Source organism: Rhodobacter flavimaris (assembly GCF_021378075.1).
Lineage (GTDB): Bacteria > Pseudomonadota > Alphaproteobacteria > Rhodobacterales > Rhodobacteraceae > Rhodobacter > Rhodobacter flavimaris.
Genome location: NZ_JAJUOS010000018.1, coordinates 16,939 through 37,697, shown reverse-complemented (window position 1 = coordinate 37,697; position 20,759 = coordinate 16,939). Strand labels below are relative to the sequence as shown.

21 protein-coding genes are annotated in these 20,759 nt (G+C 63.7%); 9 read left to right on the top strand and 12 right to left on the bottom strand.

All coding sequences use genetic code 11. The features are described 5' to 3' along the window. Nucleotides 1–9: 9 nt before the first annotated feature. The 8 genes from LZA78_RS16820 (at nucleotide 10) to LZA78_RS16785 (ending at nucleotide 7,832) form a co-directional block, all read left to right on the top strand. Nucleotides 10–1,017: an ABC transporter permease gene (locus LZA78_RS16820; RefSeq protein WP_233678059.1), complete on the top strand. Its 1,008-nt coding sequence runs from the start codon at nucleotides 10–12 to the stop codon at nucleotides 1,015–1,017. Between the two features lie 2 nt (nucleotides 1,018–1,019). Beyond that, nucleotides 1,020–1,904 (top strand): ABC transporter permease, encoded by an 885-nt coding sequence (locus LZA78_RS16815; RefSeq protein WP_233678058.1) that lies wholly within the window; start codon nucleotides 1,020–1,022, stop codon nucleotides 1,902–1,904. Further along, nucleotides 1,901–2,896 (top strand): ABC transporter ATP-binding protein, encoded by a 996-nt coding sequence (locus LZA78_RS16810; protein ID WP_233678057.1) that lies wholly within the window; start codon nucleotides 1,901–1,903, stop codon nucleotides 2,894–2,896. Before LZA78_RS16815 ends, LZA78_RS16810 begins: the two co-directional genes overlap by 4 nt. Continuing rightward, a complete protein-coding gene (locus LZA78_RS16805) occupies nucleotides 2,893–3,903 on the top strand; it encodes an ABC transporter ATP-binding protein (RefSeq protein ID WP_233678056.1) in 1,011 nt (336 codons plus the stop codon). The genes LZA78_RS16810 and LZA78_RS16805 overlap by 4 nt, the downstream gene beginning before the upstream one ends. Beyond that, on the top strand, nucleotides 3,900–4,964 hold the full coding sequence (locus LZA78_RS16800; protein WP_233678055.1) for a C45 family autoproteolytic acyltransferase/hydrolase: 1,065 nt from the start codon (nucleotides 3,900–3,902) through the stop codon (nucleotides 4,962–4,964). Before LZA78_RS16805 ends, LZA78_RS16800 begins: the two co-directional genes overlap by 4 nt. A 12-nt stretch (nucleotides 4,965–4,976) precedes the next feature. Further along, nucleotides 4,977–5,972 carry a sigma-54 interaction domain-containing protein gene (locus LZA78_RS16795; protein WP_233678054.1) on the top strand — a complete coding sequence of 332 codons (996 nt, stop codon included), beginning with the start codon at nucleotides 4,977–4,979 and terminating at the stop codon, nucleotides 5,970–5,972. Between the two features lie 160 nt (nucleotides 5,973–6,132). Further along, nucleotides 6,133–7,491, top strand: a complete 1,359-nt coding sequence (locus LZA78_RS16790; protein WP_233678053.1) for an acyclic terpene utilization AtuA family protein — start codon at nucleotides 6,133–6,135, stop codon at nucleotides 7,489–7,491. An 11-nt stretch (nucleotides 7,492–7,502) separates the two neighbouring features. Next, complete coding sequence (locus LZA78_RS16785; RefSeq protein ID WP_233678052.1) at nucleotides 7,503–7,832, top strand: DUF4387 domain-containing protein; 330 nt, start codon at nucleotides 7,503–7,505, stop codon at nucleotides 7,830–7,832. A 324-nt stretch (nucleotides 7,833–8,156) separates the two neighbouring features. Here LZA78_RS16785 and LZA78_RS16780 read toward each other — a convergent pair whose 3' ends face one another. From LZA78_RS16780 to uxaC, 11 genes are all read right to left on the bottom strand, one after another. Next, complete coding sequence (locus LZA78_RS16780; RefSeq protein WP_233678051.1) at nucleotides 8,157–9,041, bottom strand: sugar kinase; 885 nt, start codon at nucleotides 9,039–9,041, stop codon at nucleotides 8,157–8,159. A gap of 7 nt (nucleotides 9,042–9,048) precedes the next feature. Next, nucleotides 9,049–10,566 carry a UxaA family hydrolase gene (locus LZA78_RS16775; RefSeq protein WP_233678050.1) on the bottom strand — a complete coding sequence of 506 codons (1,518 nt, stop codon included), beginning with the start codon at nucleotides 10,564–10,566 and terminating at the stop codon, nucleotides 9,049–9,051. Beyond that, nucleotides 10,559–11,746, bottom strand: a complete 1,188-nt coding sequence (gene uxuA / locus LZA78_RS16770; protein WP_233678049.1) for a mannonate dehydratase — start codon at nucleotides 11,744–11,746, stop codon at nucleotides 10,559–10,561. Before uxuA ends, LZA78_RS16775 begins: the two co-directional genes overlap by 8 nt. Further along, on the bottom strand, nucleotides 11,743–13,182 hold the full coding sequence (locus LZA78_RS16765; RefSeq protein WP_233678048.1) for a mannitol dehydrogenase family protein: 1,440 nt from the start codon (nucleotides 13,180–13,182) through the stop codon (nucleotides 11,743–11,745). Before LZA78_RS16765 ends, uxuA begins: the two co-directional genes overlap by 4 nt. Next, nucleotides 13,160–13,900, bottom strand: coding sequence for a 2-dehydro-3-deoxy-D-gluconate 5-dehydrogenase KduD (gene kduD / locus LZA78_RS16760; protein ID WP_233678047.1), 741 nt, complete (start codon nucleotides 13,898–13,900; stop codon nucleotides 13,160–13,162). Before kduD ends, LZA78_RS16765 begins: the two co-directional genes overlap by 23 nt. Further along, on the bottom strand, nucleotides 13,897–14,721 hold the full coding sequence (kduI, locus tag LZA78_RS16755; protein ID WP_233678046.1) for a 5-dehydro-4-deoxy-D-glucuronate isomerase: 825 nt from the start codon (nucleotides 14,719–14,721) through the stop codon (nucleotides 13,897–13,899). The genes kduD and kduI overlap by 4 nt, the downstream gene beginning before the upstream one ends. Nucleotides 14,722–14,733: 12 nt before the next feature. Beyond that, entirely contained in the window at nucleotides 14,734–15,048 is a 315-nt protein-coding gene (locus tag LZA78_RS16750) for a cupin domain-containing protein (protein ID WP_233678067.1), read from the bottom strand. Nucleotides 15,049–15,057: 9 nt separating this feature from the next. Beyond that, a complete protein-coding gene (locus LZA78_RS16745) occupies nucleotides 15,058–16,338 on the bottom strand; it encodes a TRAP transporter large permease (protein WP_233678045.1) in 1,281 nt (426 codons plus the stop codon). Nucleotides 16,339–16,341: 3 nt separating this feature from the next. Next, nucleotides 16,342–16,851 (bottom strand): TRAP transporter small permease, encoded by a 510-nt coding sequence (locus tag LZA78_RS16740; RefSeq protein ID WP_233678044.1) that lies wholly within the window; start codon nucleotides 16,849–16,851, stop codon nucleotides 16,342–16,344. A 77-nt stretch (nucleotides 16,852–16,928) separates the two neighbouring features. Beyond that, on the bottom strand, nucleotides 16,929–17,909 hold the full coding sequence (locus LZA78_RS16735) for a TRAP transporter substrate-binding protein (RefSeq protein ID WP_233678043.1): 981 nt from the start codon (nucleotides 17,907–17,909) through the stop codon (nucleotides 16,929–16,931). Nucleotides 17,910–17,933: 24 nt separating this feature from the next. Further along, entirely contained in the window at nucleotides 17,934–19,340 is a 1,407-nt protein-coding gene (gene uxaC / locus LZA78_RS16730; protein WP_233678042.1) for a glucuronate isomerase, read from the bottom strand. Between the two features lie 98 nt (nucleotides 19,341–19,438). On the opposite strand from uxaC, the gene LZA78_RS16725 reads away from it, so the two are divergent. Further along, on the top strand, nucleotides 19,439–20,137 hold the full coding sequence (locus LZA78_RS16725) for a GntR family transcriptional regulator (RefSeq protein ID WP_233678041.1): 699 nt from the start codon (nucleotides 19,439–19,441) through the stop codon (nucleotides 20,135–20,137). Between the two features lie 44 nt (nucleotides 20,138–20,181). On the opposite strand, the gene LZA78_RS16720 is transcribed toward LZA78_RS16725, so the two are convergent. Then, the gene (locus LZA78_RS16720; RefSeq protein ID WP_233678040.1) at nucleotides 20,182–20,757 is read right to left on the bottom strand and encodes a peroxidase-related enzyme; all 576 of its coding nucleotides are present in this window, start codon (nucleotides 20,755–20,757) and stop codon (nucleotides 20,182–20,184) included. Nucleotides 20,758–20,759: the final 2 nt, after the last annotated feature.

Genomic DNA, 20,759 nt, shown 5'->3' with positions numbered 1-20,759 from the left:
GGAACGGGCATGAGCCTGAGCAAGCTCCTGGAGCGTATCGCACAACTCCTGCCCGTCCTGCTGGGCGTCAGCGTCATCGTCTTCGTGATGATGGCCCTGACGCCGGGCGACCCGGTGCAGATCATGATCGGCGATCAGTCGATTACCCCAGAACAAGAGGCCGAACTGCGCCGCGGCCTTGGCCTTGATCGCCCGATGATCGAGCGGTTCTTCATCTTCCTCGGCAATGCAGTCCAGTTCGATTTCGGCGAGAGCTTCTACCACCGCCGACCGGTCGGGGACGTGATCGCCGAGCGCCTTCCAGCCACGATCGAACTGAGCCTCGTCGCGCTGATCGTAGCGCTGGTCACGGCCATCCCGCTGGGGGTTCTGGCAGCGATCCGCAAGAATTCGATCTTCGACCGGATTGCGACTGTTGGTTCGCTGTTGGGCGTATCGCTGCCAGGCTTCTGGTTCGGTATCCTGCTTTTGATGCTCTTTGCTGTGCATCTGCACATCCTTCCTGTGTCCGGCCGCATCGGTTTTGATGCAGAGGTAAGGATGGTCACGGGCTTTCTACTCATCGACACGCTGCTGGCCGGGAACCTTCGCGCTTTTGGTGATGCGCTGGCGCACCTGATCCTTCCGGCGATCACTCTGGGACTGCCGATGACGGCGATCCTGATGCGGGTGACACGAACCTCGATGCTTGAGGTGCTACGGCAGGATTACGTGACCTTTGCCGATGCCAAGGGCCTCTCGCGCCGTCGCGTCCTGTTCCGTCATGCGCTCAAGAACGCGCTTATCCCGACTGTTTCGGTCGCTGCGATCGAAACCGGCAGCCTTCTGGGTGGCAACATGATCGTTGAGACGGTCTTTGGCTGGCCAGGCCTTGGGCGTTTGGTGGTCGAGAGTATCTTCCTGCGCAACTACCCGCTCGTTCAGGCCGCCGTGCTGTTCTACGCCGTCACCTATGTGCTGCTGAACTTCATCGCCGACCTGCTCTACACCGTTCTGAACCCGAGGGTGAAACTGTGACCATGACAGCCGATACCCCCGTCGCCTCGGAATCCATCTTTCGGCGCAACCTGTCGAACTTTGCTGCAAACCGGCTGGCGATGGCCTGCGCGCTTATTGTCGTGCTGTTCGCGGTGATGGCCGTGTTCGCGCCCTGGATTGCACCGCATGACCCCAACGAGACCGATCTTTTCCGACGCCTGCAACCGCCGGCATGGATCGCCGGGGGCGAGTGGTCGTTCCTTCTGGGCTGCGATGCGCTTGGCCGCGATATCCTTTCGCGGATCATCTACGGCGCGCGGATCTCGATCTTCATCGGTCTTGCCGTCATCTTCGTGGCGACCACGGTCGGCATCCTTGCCGGTCTCGCCGCCGGTTACCTGCGCGGCTGGGTTGATATTCTCATCTCGCGCCTTGTCGATATCCTCCTGGGGTTCCCCTACCTGATCTTTGCGATCGGCCTGATGGCGATGATGGGGCCGGGGTTGTGGAACATCATTCTCGCGCTCGCCTACAAGGAATGGGTGATCCCGGCCCGCGTCGTGCGTGGCGAGACGCTGGTGACGCGTGAACTGGAGTATGTCGAGGCTGCGCGCGCGCTGGGTGCATCCCGTTGGCATATCATGCTGCGCGAGATCCTGCCGAACGTGCTTTCGCCCGTCATCGTGGTCGCGACGATCCGCATGGCGCATGTCATCATCCTCGAGGCGTCGCTATCCTTTCTCGGTCTTGGCGTTCAGCCGCCGACCGCGTCCTGGGGGTCGATGGTGTCGGACGGGCGCGCCTTCATCCTCGAGGCCTGGTGGGTCTCGACTTTCCCCGGTCTTGCGATCCTGCTCCTGGTCCTTGCCATCAACGTGACCAGCCAGGGCCTGCGCGATGCCTTTGATCCGAGGTTCTCCGAATGAAAGACGCTTTGCTGGAAGTGCGCGGACTGCGCACCGTATTCGAAACGCGGGCTGGTCGGGTTTGCGCTGTGGACGGGGTCGATGTCGAGGTGCGGCGCGGCGAATGCCTTGGCATCGTGGGCGAGAGCGGCTCGGGCAAGAGCGTGACATTCTCCTCGGTCATGGGGCTGGTGAAGTCCCCCGGACATATCGAGAGCGGCACCGTGGTCTTTGACGGGCGCGACCTGCGCGGTTTGACCCCACGCGAGATGCGCGCAGTTCGGGGGCGCGATATCGCCATGACGATGCAGGACGCGCTGACGGCGCTGAATCCCGCGTTGACCGTGGGCGAGCAGATTGCCGAGGTTCTGGAGGCCCATGACGAAACGCTGCCCGCGCGCGGTGCCGCCCGGCGTACGGCGATCCGCAATACCTCGGTCGAGATGCTGGGCCTTGTGGGTATCCCTTCCGCCGAGACGCGGCTGAAACAATATCCGCACGAATTCTCGGGCGGTATGCGTCAGCGCATCATGATCGCCATCGCGCTGGCCTGCCGGCCCAAGCTGCTGATCGCGGATGAGCCGACGACGGCGCTTGACGTTACAATCCAGGCGCAGGTGCTGGAGCTGATTTCGGACATCCGGGCGCGGCTGGGCATGAGCGTGGCGCTGATTACCCACGATCTTGGCGTGGTGGCTGAACATTGCGACCGCGTCATGGTTATGTATGCCGGGCAGGTCGTCGAAGAGGGGCCGACAGCCGAGGTGATCGGGGCGCCGAAACATCCCTACACTCAGGGGCTTCTGGCCTCGATCCCGCGGCCCGGGTTGCGCGGTCAGCCCATCCATCCGATCGAAGGGCAGGTGCCCGATCTGATCGGCCTGCCACCACAATGCCGTTTCTATTCGCGCTGCGCGCACAGACGAGACGCCTGCCTTACGCCCGTTGAAATGCGCCAAGCCGGGCCGCAACGGCGCGCGCGCTGTATTCTGATCGGGGAGGATGAAGCATGAGCCTTCTGAAAGTCGAGGGTCTTTCGAAGCATTACGAAGGCCGTGATGGTATCTTCGATCGGATCACCGGACGTGAAAAGACGGTTGTTCGTGCGGTGAACGACATCGACCTGACAGTCGAGAAGGGTGAAATCCTGGGCCTGATCGGTGAGTCCGGCTGCGGGAAATCCACGCTTGGGCGCGCGATCCTGCGCTTGCATGAGCCGACGAAGGGGCGGGTGACCTTTGATGGCGCCGAAGTGACCGCGCTCGATCCCGCGCAGATGAAGGCGATGCGTCGCCGGATGCAGATTATCTTTCAAGATCCCTATGCCAGCCTCAATCCGCGCCGCACGGTGGCCGAGATCGTGGGCCTGCCGCTCCGGCTGCATGGGCTTGCCAAGACAGATGCAGAGGCGCGTGAGAAAGTCGCCGCGATCTGCGCCCGGGTGGGGCTGAAACCCGGGCAACTTGATCGCTATCCGCATCAGTTCTCGGGCGGTCAGCGGCAACGGATCGGCATTGCCCGCGCGCTGGTCTCGCATCCGGAGTTCATCGTCTGCGACGAGCCGGTCTCGGCGCTGGACGTCTCTATCCAGGCGCAGATCATCGCGCTCCTGCTGGAGCTGAAGCGCGAGATGGGGCTGACCTACCTGTTCATCAGTCACGACATCTCGGTCATCGGCTATCTCGCAGACCGTGTGGCGGTGATGTATCTGGGCGAGATTGTCGAAATGGGGCCGGTGGAAGAGGTTCTGGCCAATCCGCGTCATCCCTACACGCAAAGCCTGATGTCGGCGGTTCCCGAGGTTGACCACGCAGGGCGGCGCAAGCGTGTGCGGTTAACGGGCGATTTGCCATCGCCTTTGCGTCCGCCTTCGGGGTGCAAGTTCCACACGCGTTGCCCATTGGCGACTGACGCCTGCGGCAAGATCGTGCCCAAGACCGAGACTGTCGGGCCGGGTCACACCGCCGCTTGCCTAAGGTTGGCCGAAAACCTGTCGCTGCTGGAGGAGGTGCCAGCATGAGCGATGCGCTTTCGCTTGTGCTGGCTGGAACCGCCGAAGAGCGCGGGCGCGGGCAGGCGCAGGCGGGGCGAATTGAACAGGTGCGCGCCGCAACCATCGGGCGGGTAGCGCAGGCGCGGGCAGAGGGATTGATCGACGCCGCGGCTGAAGAATACTTGCGCAGGCAACATGCTTTCCATGCCCATGTGGATCCCGAGGGGCTGGCGGAACTCGAGGGGATCGCGGCTGGGTTCGGTTTTGACCCCGCCGAGATGTTCGCCCATCTCCACCTGGGAACTCTGCGTGATCTCAAGGGGGGTGCGCGGTTGGACGATGGCTGTTCCGCCTGGGCGGTTGCAGGGGGGCCGGATGGCCCGCTCGTCGTGAAGAACCGGGATTTCTCGGGCATGCATCTGGGCATTCAGACGGTTGCCCGGCACGAGGGCCCTGATGTGAAAACGGGTGCTCTACTTTGTCTCGGTAGCTTGGGCAGCCCCGGCGCCTATTCGTCGGGCATCAATGCACGCGGCTTTGCGCTGGCCGATACGCAGGTGGCGGTGCGCCATCACCGTGTGGGCTGGTTGCGCTATTTTCTTATGACCCGGCTTCTGGCGCGATGTGCGAGCGTCGACGAGGCAGTGCGCATGGTTCAGGCCCATCCCCATGCCGGGGGCGGGACCCTCATCATGGCGGACGCGAGCGGCGCAACCGCAGCGGTCGAACTGGGGGCTGCCGGTCCGCAGATCATCCGCAGAGGCTGTGTCATGCGCACAAATCACTACGTCACCGCAGAATTGGCTGACGATACGCTCTTGCCCGAGGGGGACTGCATCGCCTCGAATTCGAGGCGACGCTTCGAGTTTCTGGCGGAAAAGCTGCCCCAAAAGGCCTGGGATCGGGCAACGGCACGCGAACTGATGGCCACCCACCCCGAGGGCGGGGCGCCAATCTGCCAGCACGGAGCCGAAGACGGCACGCTGACGATTGCCTCGGCGATCTATTCCTGCGTGGCGCCGGGCCTGCTACTCTGCGCAGGCTCCCCTTGCCGAACCGCGTGGAACGCGCACGAGTTGACCGGCTAGGAGGGCGGTTCGGTGGCTGGCGCAGAGCGGGGCATGGCGGATTACAAGAACGAGATGATCGGATCGCATCCGGATATTCTTGCGCTGCGCAGGCTGGTTGAGCGTGTCGCGAAAAGCCCTGTGCGCACCGTCCTGATCTACGGCGAGACCGGCACCGGCAAGGGGCTGGTTGCGCGGATGATCCACAGGGCCTCGGGCCGCGCGGCCAAGGAATTCGTCGATCTCAATTGCGCGGCTATCCCGGCAAGCCTGATGGAGTCGGAGCTTTTTGGCCATGAGCGCGGCGCATTCACCGGCGCGGTCGAGCGCAAGCTCGGGCTGGTCGAGGCGGCAAATCAGGGCTCGATCTTCCTCGACGAAATCCGTGAGATGGACCTGACCCTGCAGGCAAAGTTGCTCAGCCTGCTCGATACACAGCAGTTCCGCCGGGTCGGCGCGGTCAAAGCGACCTCGGTCGATGTGCGCTTTATCGCTGCGACGAACAAGGTCCTGCTGTCCGAGGTGAAATCAGGCAAATTTCGCGAGGATCTCTATTATCGCCTGCAGGTCGTGGCGCTGAACATTCCGGCGCTGCGCGAGCGGGGCGAGGATGTCATCAGCCTGTCAGAGCATTTCATCGACCGCTACAATCGCCAATATGGGCGCAAGGTGCGCGGGCTACACCCCGAGACGGCCGAGATCTTTCGCGCCTATCGCTGGCCGGGGAATGTTCGCGAACTCGAAAACCTGCTCGAACGAATCTTCATCCTCGAGGAAGAGGATGAAATCCTGCCCAAGCATCTGCCTGAGCGGATTCCGCGCAGCCTGCGCGAAGCAGCCCCGCAAACTGAGGCCGCACCCATCATCGGCGGCAGTTTCCACGAACTGACATCGGCCTTCCAGCGGCAGATCGTCTTGCAGGCGCTTGAGCAGGCGGGTGGAAATGTTCAGGCGGCTGCTGATTTGCTCGAACTCAGCCGTCATGCGCTGCGTCACCAGCTGATCAAGCTTGGTCTGAAGCAGGACTGAATATCCCTATTTCGCCGACCCTGCCGCGCTTGCGTGTAATTCGCGCGCGGGATGCACGCATTTTGCCCGTGATCTCGATGATGGAGGGGATCTGAGCGCGAAAAAGGCTGGCACGAAACCTGCATATAAAGTTGCGGAACGATAGCAATACGAGGCATCCATGGCATCGCTCAAGATCATCTGCCCGAACGGGCATCTCGGCTTCGCCCCCCTCAAGACGGGGAGCTTTCATCTTGGCGTGGCCGCGAAGCCCGACTTCATCGCGGCCGACTCCGGTAGTGACGATATCGGCCCGGTTCCGCTTGGCAACGACAGCTGCGCCAGCCCGCGCGCCTGGCAAGAGCATGACCTTGAGGAAATGCTGCTGGCCGCGCGCAGTCTGGGCGTGCCAATGATCATTGGCTCGGCGGGCGATACCGGCACCAACAGCCGCGTAGACATGTATGTCGAGATCATTCGCGACATCGCCGCGCGCCACAAGCTCGCGCCCTTCAAACTTGGCTGGTTCTACTCGGAGGTCGACCGCGAGTATGTCCGCGCCAAGATCCGTGGCGGTTCTCCGATCAAGGGACTGGATGCACGTCCGGAACTGACCGAGGACGAGCTGGACGCGACGCAGCGCATCGTCGCGATGGCGGGTGTGCATCCGTTCATGAAGCTGCTCGAAGCAGGGTGCGACGTCATCATCGGCGGCCGCAGTTCTGACAGCGCCATCTTCGCCGCCGCAGCCCTGTCGCGCGGTTATCCCGAGGCGCAAAGCTATTATCTCGGCAAGGTACTTGAATGTGCCTCGTTCTGTGCCGAGCCCTACGGTGCCAAGGAAACCGTCATGGGCGAGATCACGCCAGAGCATGTCGAGGTGACAGCGATGTCACCCGAACAACGCTGCACCGTTGCCTCGGTCGCCGGTCACGCGATGTACGAGCGCTCTAATCCGTTCCATGAATTCGTGGCGGGCGGGATGCTCGACATGACCGATTGCCACTATGACCAGGTCGCGGACAAGACGACCCGTGTGACCGGGATGGAATTCGAACCAGTCACCGAATTCCGCGTCAAGCTTGAGGGTTCGGGCAAGGTCGGAGAGCGTTTCGTGGGCATGGCTGGCATCCGCGACCCCTACACGATCGCTCATGTCGATGAGGTGATCGCCTGGGCGCGGCGCCAGGCCGAGGAACGCTTCGGTACCGAAGGATGGGAGCTGCATTACTCGGTCTTCGGGCGCAATGGCGTGATGGGCGACCTTGAGCCGCTCAAGGATCAGCCGGGGCATGAACTGTGCATCGTCGTCCAAGGCATCGCGCCCACCCGCGAGATGGCCGAGGAAGTCACCATGACCGGCACGCGCCAGTTGTTCTACGCGCGACTGCCGGATGTGAAGGGCACCGCGGGTGGCGTCTCTTTCGTGCTCGATGAGGTGATGCAGGCAAGCCCCGCCTATCGCTGGACGCTCAACCACACAATGGCGGTGGACGATCCGCTCGAGCTGTTCCCCACCCATACCGCCGTGATCGGCTGAGGAGAGCCTTCATGAACACGCATAAGAAACTCGCTGATCTGGCCAAGACAATTCGATCCAAGAACGCCGGAACGGACAAGATCACCTTCGACATCATTTTCCGCGAGAAGGAAACCTACGAGTTGGTCAAGCGCTCGAAGGCGCTCACGCCCGACAGCGTGTGCCGGATCCTCAATGTGGACCCGGCACGGTTGACCGATTTCGTCGAGTACGACCCGGCATATGCGATCAAGTTCACCATTCTGCGGGACCGGCCCTCTGGCAGTGCGGGGGACGGGGACATCTTCGGAGCCCAGCAATACGCACCGTTCTTGGATGTCATGGTGGACATCAGCCACTAGGATGTTGCGTCTCCCCGGGCAGGTCTGATTGGCGCGGGGAGGCCTTCTGTCGACATCGTTTTGAGCGTGACGTGTCCGGTGTTTCGGTAGCTTCTTGTCGCCGGATGGGACCGTCGCCGGTTGCCGTAATTTGCTGGGTTTGCGCGCGTGCAGGATCTGATTTCCTCGCTGAGGAGAAACTTTATCCTTCTGTCTTTAAATGATTTTCTGAGCCGCGCCCAACCTTTGGCAGGCAATCCCGGCCCAATCGCTCGCCTGTCTGGCCGAAAGGCATAACCCTTTGTGCCAGCCCAACGCGCCGGATCAGCCCCTTCGCTTTATCGTTCAACCAAGCGGTATGATCGCACCGGGCTGGCCGATGACGCGAATGGCCATGTCATGGCCCGCGCGCAGGGCGGCTTCCTCGGTTTTCCCCGTGATCAGAGCTGCCAGATAGGCGCCGTTGAAGCTGTCTCCGGCGGCAGTGGTATCCACGACGGCCGGGGCGCCGGGATAGGGGTGCGTGGTGCTGACGGTGGGATTGAGAGGTCGAGGGCCTTTGGCGCCGCGCTTCAAGGCGCCACGCGCCAGCCCATAGCTACGCAGGCGTGTCAGAGCCGCTGCCTCGTCCGTATCGCCAAACAGCGCCATCTCGTCATCGATCGAAGGCAGGCCAATGTCAGCCACACGCCAGGCTGCCTCGGTCGTCGCACGAGCGACCTCGGGGCTTTCCCACAAGCGGGGCCGGTAGTTGGAGTCGAACACGATCTGTGCCGGATGTGCCGCGAGGTGCGCAAGCAGGCTCCGGCGCACCTCGGGCGGCAAGATCGCGAGGGTGATCCCGCTGAGATAGATCGTATCGAAGCCGTCCAGTTGCGCGAAGCCGTCCTCGAACAGCGTGCGCGCAGCGGATTGGTTGCGCCAGTAAGAAAAGCTCCGCTCGCCCTGCGCATCCACCGCGATGGCATAGACCCCTGGCAGCCGGTCAGGGTGGCGTACCAGCTGCGAGGTGCCGACGCCTTCCGAGCGGATGAACTGGGCAATGCGATCCGACATCGCATCCCGCCCGATGCGCGAGACGAACTCGACCTCGGCCGCATCGCCCGCTGAGCGGGCGAGATAGATTGCCGTGTTCAGCGTATCGCCGGCAAAGCCGATCTGTCGGCCCGGATTGTCGATATTCAACTCGATCATCGCTTCGCCGACGCAGGCGACCCGGTGCTTGCTCATGGTGTCCTCACATCACCGCCCCGACCTGCCAGGGCACGAATTCGAAATCTCCCAGCCCGAGGGTCTCGGATTTGGAAGGCTCGCCCGAGGCCACCCGCAGTATGGCCTCAAAGATCTCGGCGCCCTTGTCGGTCAGGCTTACCCCTTGCGACAGGATATCTCCGCAGTTGAGATCCATGTCATCTTGCATTGCGTCGAACAGCCGGTCCGATGTGGACAGTTTTAACGTGGGCGCGGGTTTCGAGCCGAAGGCAGAGCCGCGCCCGGTTGTGAAGACGATCAGTTGCGCGCCCCCCGCGATCTGCCCGGTGGCCGAGACCGGATCGTAGCCGGGGCTGTCCATGAACACGAGGCCGGGCTGGGTGACCTGTTCGGCATAGTCATAATAGGCACGCAGCGGGGTCGCCCCGGCCTTGGCCACCGCACCAAGGGATTTTTCAAGGATCGTCGTGATCCCGCCTGCCTTGTTCCCCGGCGATGGGTTGTTGTCGAGCGATCCGCCGCCCTGGGCCGCGTAATCTTCCCACCAGTTCAGGCAGGCGATCAGGCGCTCGGCCACGTCTGGGGTGGTGCGGCGCAGCAAAAGGCCCTCGGCACCGTGGATCTCTGGGGTTTCCGACAGGATGACGGTGCCGCCGCAGCCCACGATCATGTCCGATGCCACGCCAAGCGCGGGGTTGGCAGTAATACCCGAGAACCCATCGGAGCCCCCGCATTGCAGCCCGATACGCAGTTCCGAAACCGGGCAGGGCTCGCGTTCGGCCTGGTTGATTAGGGGCAGAAGGCCGCGCACATGCGCCTTGATCGCCTCGATTGTTGCGCGGGTGCCGCCGGTGGCCTGAATGGTCAGGGCATGAAACCGCGCGGGTTGCCCGGAGCCGTAATGCGCGCGCATCCGCTCGATCTGCATGACCTCGCAGCCAAGGCCCACGAACACCGCTGCGCCCACATTGGGATGGGTCGCGTGCCCCCAAAGCACACGGTCAAGGTAATCCGCCCCGCGTCCGGTGGCCGCCATGCCGCAGCCAGTGCCATGGGCAAGTGCGATTACCCCGTCGATCCGGGCGTAGGGGGCAAGGGCGCCCTCGGCCTCCAGCTCTTGCGCGGCCTTGCGTATGACAGTGGCCGAGCAATTCACGGTGGCGCAAAGCGCGATGTAGTTGCGGGTTCCGACGCGCCCGTCGTCGCGCCGGTAGCCCATGAAGCTGCGCGAAAGGGCCGAAACGGCGGCCTCTGCCTGCGCGAGGTCGGCGCCGATAGCGTGGCTTTCGTCATGCGGGGCAAAGGTGCAGTTGTGCGAATGAACATGGGCGCCCACCGGGATATCCTCGGTGGCCGAGCCGATGAACTGCCCGAACTTGATCACGGGCGCGCCCTTGGCCATCGCGATCCGGGCAAGCTTGTGACCCGCGGGCAGGGGGGCTGGCAGAGCTGCGCCAAGGCCAAGCGGGTCGTCGCCTTTTCGGGCGCTGGTGGCCAGCACCGCAACCGAATCCGCCGGGTTTAGGATGATCGGATCAGCCATGGTGCACCGGATGCGCTAGCGCGCGCATGACACCGCGCAATTCCGCCAGCCCGCGCAACCGCCCCACCAACGGATAGCCGGGGAAAGTGCCGCGCCCGATGTCGGGGCCGAGTTCATGCCCATGGTCGGGACGGAACGGGATGGCGTGATCGGCGCGGCCAGTGGCGCGACGGCGGGCCTCTTCGTCCAACAAGGCGCGGATCACCGCGACCATGTCGGTATCGCCATCGAGATGCGCGGCTTCGTCAAATGACCCGTCCGGGTCTTTGCGCACATTGCGCAGATGGGCGAAGTGGATGCGTTCGGCGAAGCGATCTGCTATCCGCGGCAGGTCGTTCGCGGGGTTTGCCCCAAGCGAGCCGGTGCAGAGCGTCAACCCGTTCGCGGGGCTGTCCACCGCGCCTAGGATCCAGGCGATGTCCTCCTCGCTCGACACGATACGCGGCAGACCGAGGATGTTGCGCGGCGGATCGTCCGGATGAACGCACATGCGGATGCCAAGGTCTTCGGCCGCCGGGATGACCTCTTGCAGGAAGCGGCGGTAATTCGCGCGCAGCTCCTCGCGCCCGATCCCGTCGTAAAGGCTTAGCTGCGCGCGCAGGCCTGCGATGTCGTATCGGTCGAAGGCGCCGGGCAGGCCCGACATGATGGCGTGCAGGAGGCTGTCGCGGTCCGCCTCGCTTGCGGCTTGAAACCAGATCGCGGCGCGCTCGAGCACCTCTTGCGGGTAGTCCTCGCGCGCGGCCTCGCGCCCGAGCATATGCACCTCGAAGGCGGCCATGCGATAGGCCTCGAAGCGCAGGCAGGTGCCGCCCCGCGCGACGGGCGCAGCCAGATCCGTGCGGGTCCAGTCCAGCACCGGCATGAAGTTGTAGCAGATGGTCGTCACGCCCTCTGCCGCCAGATTGGCCATCGACTGGCGGTAATTGGCGAAAAGCGTGCTCAGATCGCCATCGGCGCGCTTGATGCGCTCATGGATCGGCAGGCTTTCGACAACAGACCACACGAAGCCCGCGTCCTCGATCATGCGCTTGCGGGCGGCGATGGCGGGGCGGGGCCAGACCTCGCCATAGGGGATTTCATGCAGCGCGTTCACGATGCCCGAGGCGCCAGTCTGCGCGATCTCGGACAGGGGAATGCGGTCCAGCTCGGGTCCATACCAGCGCCAGGTTTCGATCATTGCCCGAACTCCTCGACTGCGGCGCGGGCGCCCTTGGCCACAAGCGTCTCATAGGCGGCGACAAGCGGGGCCTCGATCTGCGCGGCCAGTTCTGGTGGGAAGACCTCGCGCAGGGTCAGGAGCGCGCGCACCTTGTCGGCCCCGCCCTCAGCACTGTCCGACAGGGCGCGCAGCCGTTCGGCCAGCGGGTCTTTGACGTCGATCGGTTGGCCCGCCTCGTCGACGCCGCCGACATAGCGCATCCAGGCGGCCACGGCGAGGATCAGGCCCGGGCAGGGGCGCCCGGCGGCGATGGCTTCGGCCAGCGTGCCAAGAATGCGCTGCGGCAGTTTCTGGCTGCCGTCCATTGCGATCTGCCATGTGCGGTGCCGGATGGCCGGGTTGGCATAGCGCGCGAACAGCGCCTCGGCGTAATCGCTCAGCGAGACGCCTTCGGGCGCGGCAAGGTTCGGGATGATCTCGTCTTGCCAGAGCGCCTTGACGAAGCGCGCATAGGCCGGGTCAGCAACGGTGTCGCTGATCGTCTCGTGGCCGCCCAGGTAACCCAGATAGGCGAGCGAGGAATGCGTACCGTTCAGCATCCGCAGCTTCATATGCTCGAATGGCGTGACATCCTTGACAAGCTGCGCGCCCACAGCGCCCCAGTCCGGGCGGGCATGATCGACGAAATCGTCCTCGATCACCCATTGGCGGAAGGGTTCGTGCATCACCGGCGCCATGTCCTGTGCGCCAACCAGCGCCGCGACTTCGGCGATATCCTCGGGCTTGGTCGCGGGAACGATGCGGTCAACCATCGTGGCGGGGAAGCGGGCCTCGGCCGCGATCCAGTCGGCCAGTGCGGGGTCGATCCGGCGGGCAAGTTCAAGAACAACGCCACGGACGACACGCCCGTTTTCGGGGAGGTTGTCGCAGGTCAGAACGGTGAACGGGCGCAGACCCCGCGCGCGGCGCAGCCCAAGTGCGCGTACCAGAAAGCCGGGGGCGGAAACGGGCAGGTCGCTGGACAAATCATGCGCGATATCGGGATGCGACAGGTTCAGCGCACCGGTCGAGGGCTGATGGCAATAGCCCTTTTCCGTGACCGTCAGGGTGACGATACGGATCGCGGGGTCGGCCATCAGTTCCAGCACCGCCTGCGGGTCTTCGGGCGCAACCAGCACATCCGAAACGATCTGCACATGGCGCGGCTTGCGGCCCTCGGGCGCCAGTTCGAGCGCGATATAGGTGCCGCCTTGCGGTTTGAGGGCATCGCGCATGGTTCCCGATTGCAGCGACACCCCGACAATGCCCCAGTTCCCGCCGGAGGCCGTCACGGCCTCTTCGGTGTAGATCGCGCCATGCGCCCGAAAGAAGGCTCCAAGCCCCAGATGGACGATCCCCGCCACAGGGGCGGATCGGGTGCGGGAAAGGCGTTCAGCGGGCAAGCCAACCTCCATCGACGTTGAGCACCGCGCCATTGATGTAGCGCGCGGCGGGAGAACACAGGAAAGCCGCCGTCCCACCGATATCAGCTGGAACGCCCCAGCGGCCTGCGGGGATGCGTTCGAGGATTGCGCTGTTGCGGGTCGGGTCGGCGCGCAGGGCCTCGGTGTTGTTCGTGGCGATATAGCCCGGTGCGATGGCGTTGACGTTGAGGCCCTTGGCCGCCCATTCGTTGGCCAGGATCTTGGTCAGCCCCGCCACGCCGTGCTTCGAAGCGGTGTAGGAGGGCACACGAATGCCCCCCTGAAACGATAGCAGAGAGGCAATGTTGACGATGGCACCGGTTTCGCCCGCCTTGAGGCAGGCCTTGGCGAAGGCCTGCGAGGTGAAGAAGACCGCCTTGAGGTTGATGTCCATGACATCGTCCCAGTCGCTTTCGGAAAAGGCGATGCTGTCCTCGCGGCGGATGATCCCGGCGTTGTTCACCAGGATCGAATATCCCTGACCGGCGAAGATGTCGCGCGCGGCGAGCGGGTCGGACAGGTCGAGCGCCAGGTCGTCGGCGATACCTACCTCCGCCTTGATCGCGTCAACGGTTTCGCGGGCGGGGGAGCGGCCCGCACAGGTGACGGCGGCGCCCTGTGCCGCCAGCGCCATGGCAATCGCCTGCCCGATGCCGGTATTTGCACCCGTGACCAGCGCCTTGCGGCCTGCAAGGGAGAAGACGCTCATCTCAGCTCTCCCGGTTGCACGAAGTCCATGTCGGTGTAGTCGATATTGTCGCCCGCCATCGCCCAGATGAACGTATAGGCACCGATGCCCGCGCCCGCATGGATCGACCAGGGAGGAGAGATCGCCGCCTCTTCATTCGCGATGACCAGATGGCGGGTCTCTTGCGGTTCGCCCATCAGGTGCAGCACGCGCGCGGCCTCGTCCATGCCCCAGTAAAGATAGGCCTCCATCCGGCGGTCGTGGACATGCGCGGGCATGGTGTTCCAGACCGACCCGTCAAGCAGCGTGGTGTAGCCCAGAACAAGCTGGCAGCTTTCCATCACCAGCGGATGGATGAACTGGTTGATCACCCGCTTGTTCGAGGTCGCACTGTCGCCAAGCCGCATTTCCTTGCTGTCGCCAATTCGGATCAAGCGGCTGGGGAAGGCGCGGTGTGCAGGGGCCGAAGTAATATAGAACCGCCCCGCGCCCTCGAAGGTAACCGGGCCCGCGCCCATCCCAAGGTAAAGCACGTCGCCGCGCTCGAGCGTCCAGCTATCGCTGCCAGTGGTAACGGTCCCGGTATCGCCGATATTGACGATGCCCATCTCGCGCCGTTCAAGGAAGGTCGCGGTGCGCGTCTCTTCGACTTTGTCGAGTGTCAGGCTGTTGCCCGCAGGCACGGCCCCGCCGATCACGAAGCGATCGTAATGGGTGTAGATCAGCCGGATCTGGCCATCCTGAAACATGCCCTCGCCAAGGAAGTGCTTGCGCAGCGCGGTGGTATCCATGGTGCGGGCGTGGTCCTGATGGACGGCGTGGCGGGTTTCGACATGCAGCATGGAACTATCCTTTCACAGAAAATCGTCGCGGCGCGGGGTGAAGCTGTCGATCAGCTCCCCGGGTTCAAGGCACAGGCAGCCATGCACCGCGCCGGAGGGGATGACGAAGCTGTCGCCGGGGCCGACCTCGAACGCCTCGCCGGCGACGGTGAAGCGAAACCGGCCCGAGGCGCAGTAGGTCGACTGCACATGCGGGTGGCTGTGCAGTTTCCCCTCGGCGCCCGCCTCGCCAAAGTTGAAGGACACGACCATCAGTTCCGGGGCGTCCGCAAGCACCTGCCGGGTGATGCGGGGGTCGGTGGTGACGATGGGGAAGGTCTTGATCATGGTCATACCTCAGCGAAAGACGGACGGCAGCCAGAGCGACAGCGCGGGGACATAGGTCACTGCCATCAGGGTTGCGAAGGCGGCGCCATAGAACGGCCAGATCGAGCGCATCACCGTCCAGATCGGCACCTTGCCGACCGCGCAGCCGACGAAGAGCACGGCGCCGACAGGCGGGGTGCACAGGCCGATGCCGAGGTTGAGCACAAGGATCACGCCGAAATGCACCGGGTCCACTCCGAAAGCCTGAGCCACGGGCAGGAAGATCGGCGTAGTGATGACGATCAGCGGCGACATGTCCATGAAGGTGCCCAGGATCAGCAGGACCACGTTGATCAGCAGCAAGATCACGATCGGGTTGTCGGAGAAGCCCTGCAGCGCCATGACCAGCGAGGCCGGAACCTTCAGGAAGGCCAGAAGCCAGCCGAACGAGGCCGCACAGCCGATCACCATCAGCACCATGGCCGTCGTGCGCACCGCCGCCTTGGTCGCGGCCAGGAAATCGACCCAGCTGAGCGAGCGATAGACGAGCAGTGTCACCAGCAGCGCATAGACCACCGCGATGTTAGAGCTTTCCGAGGCCGTGAAGATGCCCGAGCGCACGCCGCCGAAGATGATCAGGATCAGTATGATGCCCGGCACGGCGCTGACAAACAGCTGGCCAAGGACGCGCAGCCCGGGGAAGGGCTCGGTCGGGTAGCCGCGCTTGCGGGCCACGAACCAGGCGGCGACCATCAGCGACAGCGCCAGCAGCAAGCCCGGCAGGATGCCCGCGGTGAAGAGGTCGGCGATCGAGATCTTCCCGCCGGCCGAGATCGAATAGATGATCATGTTGTGCGACGGCGGAATCATCAGCGCGATGATCGAGGCGACGACGGTGATATTTACAGCGTAATCAACGCCGTAGCCGCGCTCTTTCATCTGCGGCACCATCAGGCCGCCGACCGCCGAGGCATCGGCCGCCGCCGAGCCTGACACGCCGCCGAACATGACCGAGGCCATGATGTTCACCTGGCCAAGCCCGCCGCGCATATGCCCGACAAGGGCACCCGCCAGTGCCACCAGCCTGCGCGCGATATCGCCGCGCACCATCAGGTCACCGGCATAGATGAAGAAGGGGATCGCCATCAGCGCATAGACCGAGACGCCCGAGTTCAAGCGCTGGAACACCACCACTGGCGGCAGGTCCAGATAAAGCACCGTCGCCAGCGAGGCTGCCCCGAGGCAGAAGGCAACCGGTGTGCCGATCAGCAGAAGGGTGATGAATGTTCCAAACAGGATCCAGAGTTCCATCGCTCACGCCTCCTCGTGATCGTCGCCGAAGCGCAGGGTCGGAAGCCCGGCGGCGCGGCGCGCGATCCGCTCGATGCTGAACAGCACAAGCAGGACGCCACCGACGACGATGGGCAGGAAATCGAACGCACCCGAGATGCCGAGGCCCGGAACCTTGTTCCCCGCGGTATTCTCGGCAAGTTGCGCGCCGTACCAGATCATGCCGCAGCCGAAGGCCGCGACGACCACGTCGGAAACCGTGTGAAGCGTAAGACGCGCACGCTCGGGCAGCACGTAAAGCAGCACGTCGAAGCTGAGGTGGTAGCCCTCGCGAATGCCGACAGCTGCGCCCAGAAAGATGAACCAGCCCATGATCATCACGGCCGCCGGCTCGGTCCATTGCAGCGAGTCGTTTAGTACGTAACGCCAGAACACCTGCGCAGCGATGAACACCGTCATCACCACCACGCCCGTTCCCGCAAGCATCAGCCCAAGCTGCGCCAAGGCGCCGGTCACCCGCGCGACCCGTTCCATGAAGTCCTTCACTGCCAGCCCCCCAATTGGCCTGGATGAAGCGGTGCGCGAAACTTGTCGCGCACCGCAGCCGGTCGTTACTCGGTCGCCTGGATGCGGGCGACCATGTCCTTGAGCTTGTCGGAGGTGACGTATTTCTCGTAGACCGGCACCATCGCCTCGATGAAGGGGGTCTTGTCGATGTCGGTGATCACCTCGGCACCGGCGGCGATGACCTTGGCCTCGGATTCCTTCTCGCGGGCGGCCCAGAGGTCGCGCATCACGGGGACAGAGTCTTTAGCGGCCTTGCGCACGGCGGCCTGATCCTCGGCCGACAGGCCATCCCAGGTTTTCTTCGACATCACGAGGACTTCGGGCACGATCAGGTGCTGGTCGAGCGTGTAATATTTCGCGACCTCGAAATGGCCCGAGCTGTCATAGGACGGCCAGTTGTTCTCGGCCCCGTCGATGACGCCGGTCTGGATCGAGGAATAGACCTCGCCATAGGGCATCGGGGTGGCGTTGGCGCCCACGGCCGAGACCATGTCGACGAAGAGGTCCGACTGCATGACGCGGAATTTCATGCCCTTGAGGTCTTCCATCGAGCGGATCGGCTTTTGGCTATTGTAGAAGCTGCGCGAACCGCCGTCGTAGAAGGCAAGGCCCACCAGGTCATGCGCCTCGAAGGCCGCCAGGATTTCCTCGCCGATCGGGCCATCCATGACGTTGTGCATGTGCTCGACCGAGCGGAAGATATAGGGCAGGGAGGGGATCTGCGTTTCCGGGATGATGTTGTTGAACGGCCCGAGCGAGACGCGGTTCAGGTCGATCACGCCGAACTGGGTCTGTTCGATCGTGTCCTTCTCTTCGCCCAGCTGGGCCGAGTGGAAGACCTCGACGCACATGCGCCCGCCGGTTCCCGCCTTCAGCTCATCCCCCATGAACTTGACGGCTTCGACGGTCGGATAGCCGTCGGGGTGGGTGTCCGAGGACTTAAGCGTGACTTCGCATTCCGCGAAGGCCATGCCGGTCGATGCGACGGTGGCAAGAAGCGCCGCGATCAGGGTTTGCTTTTTCATGTTTCTCCTCCCGTTGGTGGCTCGTCAGAGCCGGTAGGCTTGCCGTGCAAGCCGGTGTGCAAGGTCTTGGATGACCTCATATGCCTCGTCCTCTTGCAGCCGCCCGGTGGCGACCAGATTGGCGAGGAATGCCGCATCGACCCGGCGCGCAACGTCATGGCGTGCGGGGATCGAACAGAAGGCGCGGGTGTCGTCATTGAAGCCGACGGTGTTGTAGAACCCTGCCGTTTCAGTCGTCATCTGGCGGAAACGGGTCATGCCTTCGTAGCTGTCGTGAAACCACCATGCCGGACCAAGCCGCAGGCAGGGATAGACCCCCGCAAGCGGCGCCAGTTCGCGCGCATAAGAGGTTTCGTCGAGAGTGAAGAGGATCACACGCAGATCGGGCTCCTCGCCCACCGCATCCAGCAGCGGTTTCAGCGCGTGGACGTAATCGGTCCGGGTCGGGATGTCGTAGCCCTTGTCGCGCCCGAAACGCCCCAGAACGGGGTCCGAGTGGTTGCGCATTGCGCCGGGGTGGATTTGCATTACCAGCCCGTCCTCCAGTGAAAGCCGGGCCATCTCGGTCAGCATCTGACCGCGGAAGGCCTCGCGCTCCGCCGCGTCGGCCTTGCCCGACAGAACCTTGTTGTAAAGGGCCTCGACCTCGGCGGACGAGAGGTTCTCGGTTCGGGCGGTGGGATGGCCGTGGTCGGTCGAGGTGGCGCCGAATTCCTTGAAATAGGCACGCCGCGCGCGGTGTGCGTCCAGATAGGCCTGCCAGCCCGTGCCGCTTTGGCCACCAAGGGCGCAGAAGGTTTCGACGTTTCGGGCAAAGTCCTGGAAATCGGGATCGACGACCGGATCGGGGCGGTAGGCGGTAATTACGCGTCCGCCCCAGCCGCTTTCGCGGATCATCCGGTGCCATTTCAGATCGTCGAGCGGGCTTTCGGTGGTGGCGATGACCTCGATATTGAACCGCTCGAACAGGGCCCGCGGGCGGAACGCCGGTTGCGCAAGGCACTGCGCGATATGGTCGTAATAGTCGTCGGCGGTGGCGTCGGACAAGCGTTCGGTCAGGCCGAAGACCTCCTGGAAGGCGTGGTCGAGCCAGATGCGCGAGGGCGTCGCCCGTAGAAGGTGATAGTGCTTGGCGAACAGCCGCCAGATCGTGCGCCCGTCGGTCTCGGTCGGGCCGCCATCGACGCGCGGCACGCCGAGCGCCTCAAGCGGCACGCCCTGCGAATGCAGCATGCGGAAGACATAGTGATCGGGGGTGACGAATAGCTGCGCCGGGTCGGGGAAGGCCTCGTTCTGGGCGAACCAGCGCGGATCGGTATGGCCATGGGGCGAGACGATCGGAGCGCTTTTCACGGTGTCATAGAGGTCGCGCGCCAGCGAGCGCGCACTGCCCTCAACCGGGAAAAGGCGATTCTCATCTAGCAAGGCCATGACATCCATCCCTTTTCGCTGCTAATCATTCCAGTAGACTTCTGATGGTCTAATAAACTAATATGCTAGTATAGCGCGCTCGTCAATGAGGAAGCCGAATGACCGATCCTGTCCAACTGCCGCAACTCGATCTGACCAACCGCCCCTCGGTGGCCGATCTGGTTTTCGCCGAGTTGCAGCGTCAGGTTCTTTCGCTGGAATTGCAGCCTGGCGCGAAGATTTCCGAGGTGGATGTCGCCAAGCAGATGGGCGTGTCGCGCCAACCTGTGCGCGATGCGTTCTATCGGCTGTCGAAGATGGGTTTCCTGCTGATCCGGCCGCAGCGCGCGACGACCGTCACGCTTATCTCGTCGGAAGCAGTGATGCAGGCGCGGTTCATCCGCACCGCGCTTGAGGTCGAAACCGTGCGTGTCGCCGCCGAGGCTTTGGGCAATGCCGATATCGAGGCGCTTGAGCGGATCATCGACGCTCAGGACAAGGCCATCAAGGCCGAGGACAAGCCGGGCTTTCACAGGCTCGACGACCAGTTCCACCGAGAGATCTGCATGCGTTCGGGGCTTGGCTTTACCTGGGAGTTGATCGCTGAAAACAAGGGTCACATGGACCGGGTGCGGATGCTCTCGCTGATCTTCGCATCGCGCGCCGCGTGGGAGGATCACCTGCGCATTCTCGACGCCCTGAAAAGCCGCAACCCAGAGGCTTCGGCCGAGGCCATGCGCGCGCACCTCTCGCGTATCAAGACGCAGATCGAGCGGATCCGTTCGGAAAACTTCGCGTGGTTCGCAAAGGAAGAATAGGCACGGCGACCGGCGTCAGTCGCCGATCGCCCCGGCTTTTGGGTTCAGATCTGGCGTCCCATCGCGAAGAACTCGTCATTGGGCCGCAGGTTGCTGACATTCGCCATCCGGTTCGACAGGCCGAAGAAGGCGGCGATGCCGGCGATGTCCCAGATGTCTTCCTTGTCGAACCCGTGCTGCGCGAGGGTTTCGAAATCGGCCTCGCCGACCTCATAGGCGGGCCCCGAGACCTTCATCGCGAAGTCGAGCATCGCTTTCTGGCGCGGCGTCAGGTCGGCCTTGCGGTAGTTGATCGCCACCTGGTCGGCGATCAGCGGGTTCTTGGCGCGGATGCGCAGGATAGCCCCGTGCGCCACCACGCAATACTGGCACTGGTTGGCGTTCGAGGTCGCCACGACGATCATCTCACGCTCGGCCTTGCTCAGGTTGCCGGGCTTTTCCATCAGCGCGTCGTGATAGGAGAAGAAGGCGCGAAACTCGTCGGCGCGGTGCGCGAGAGCAAGGAAGATATTGGGGATGAACCCGGCTTTTTCCTGCACGGCAAGGATGCGCACGCGGATGTCCTCGGGCAGGGCGTCCAGTTCGGGAACGGCGAAGCGGCTGATCGGCGCTGCGGTCATGA

Bases quoted from the DNA above. Each gene is read 5' to 3' on its own strand.
- LZA78_RS16780 (WP_233678051.1), bottom strand. From the start codon at position 9,041: ATGAGCAAGCACCGGGTCGCCTGCGTCGGCGAAGCGATGATCGAGTTG.
- LZA78_RS16765 (WP_233678048.1), bottom strand. From the start codon at position 13,182: ATGGAGGTTGGCTTGCCCGCTGAACGCCTTTCCCGCACCCGATCCGCC.
- LZA78_RS16800 (WP_233678055.1), top strand. From the start codon at position 3,900: ATGAGCGATGCGCTTTCGCTTGTGCTGGCTGGAACCGCCGAAGAGCGC.
- LZA78_RS16820 (WP_233678059.1), top strand. From the start codon at position 10: ATGAGCCTGAGCAAGCTCCTGGAGCGTATCGCACAACTCCTGCCCGTC.
- LZA78_RS16750 (WP_233678067.1), bottom strand. From the start codon at position 15,048: ATGATCAAGACCTTCCCCATCGTCACCACCGACCCCCGCATCACCCGG.
- LZA78_RS16735 (WP_233678043.1), bottom strand. From the start codon at position 17,909: ATGAAAAAGCAAACCCTGATCGCGGCGCTTCTTGCCACCGTCGCATCG.
- LZA78_RS16720 (WP_233678040.1), bottom strand. From the start codon at position 20,757: ATGACCGCAGCGCCGATCAGCCGCTTCGCCGTTCCCGAACTGGACGCC.
- LZA78_RS16785 (WP_233678052.1), top strand. From the start codon at position 7,503: ATGAACACGCATAAGAAACTCGCTGATCTGGCCAAGACAATTCGATCC.
- uxuA (WP_233678049.1), bottom strand. From the start codon at position 11,746: ATGATCGAAACCTGGCGCTGGTATGGACCCGAGCTGGACCGCATTCCC.
- kduD (WP_233678047.1), bottom strand. From the start codon at position 13,900: ATGAGCGTCTTCTCCCTTGCAGGCCGCAAGGCGCTGGTCACGGGTGCA.
- LZA78_RS16815 (WP_233678058.1), top strand. From the start codon at position 1,020: ATGACAGCCGATACCCCCGTCGCCTCGGAATCCATCTTTCGGCGCAAC.
- uxaC (WP_233678042.1), bottom strand. From the start codon at position 19,340: ATGGCCTTGCTAGATGAGAATCGCCTTTTCCCGGTTGAGGGCAGTGCG.
- LZA78_RS16810 (WP_233678057.1), top strand. From the start codon at position 1,901: ATGAAAGACGCTTTGCTGGAAGTGCGCGGACTGCGCACCGTATTCGAA.
- LZA78_RS16775 (WP_233678050.1), bottom strand. From the start codon at position 10,566: ATGGCTGATCCGATCATCCTAAACCCGGCGGATTCGGTTGCGGTGCTG.
- kduI (WP_233678046.1), bottom strand. From the start codon at position 14,721: ATGCTGCATGTCGAAACCCGCCACGCCGTCCATCAGGACCACGCCCGC.
- LZA78_RS16745 (WP_233678045.1), bottom strand. From the start codon at position 16,338: ATGGAACTCTGGATCCTGTTTGGAACATTCATCACCCTTCTGCTGATC.
- LZA78_RS16790 (WP_233678053.1), top strand. From the start codon at position 6,133: ATGGCATCGCTCAAGATCATCTGCCCGAACGGGCATCTCGGCTTCGCC.
- LZA78_RS16725 (WP_233678041.1), top strand. From the start codon at position 19,439: ATGACCGATCCTGTCCAACTGCCGCAACTCGATCTGACCAACCGCCCC.
- LZA78_RS16805 (WP_233678056.1), top strand. From the start codon at position 2,893: ATGAGCCTTCTGAAAGTCGAGGGTCTTTCGAAGCATTACGAAGGCCGT.
- LZA78_RS16740 (WP_233678044.1), bottom strand. From the start codon at position 16,851: ATGGAACGGGTCGCGCGGGTGACCGGCGCCTTGGCGCAGCTTGGGCTG.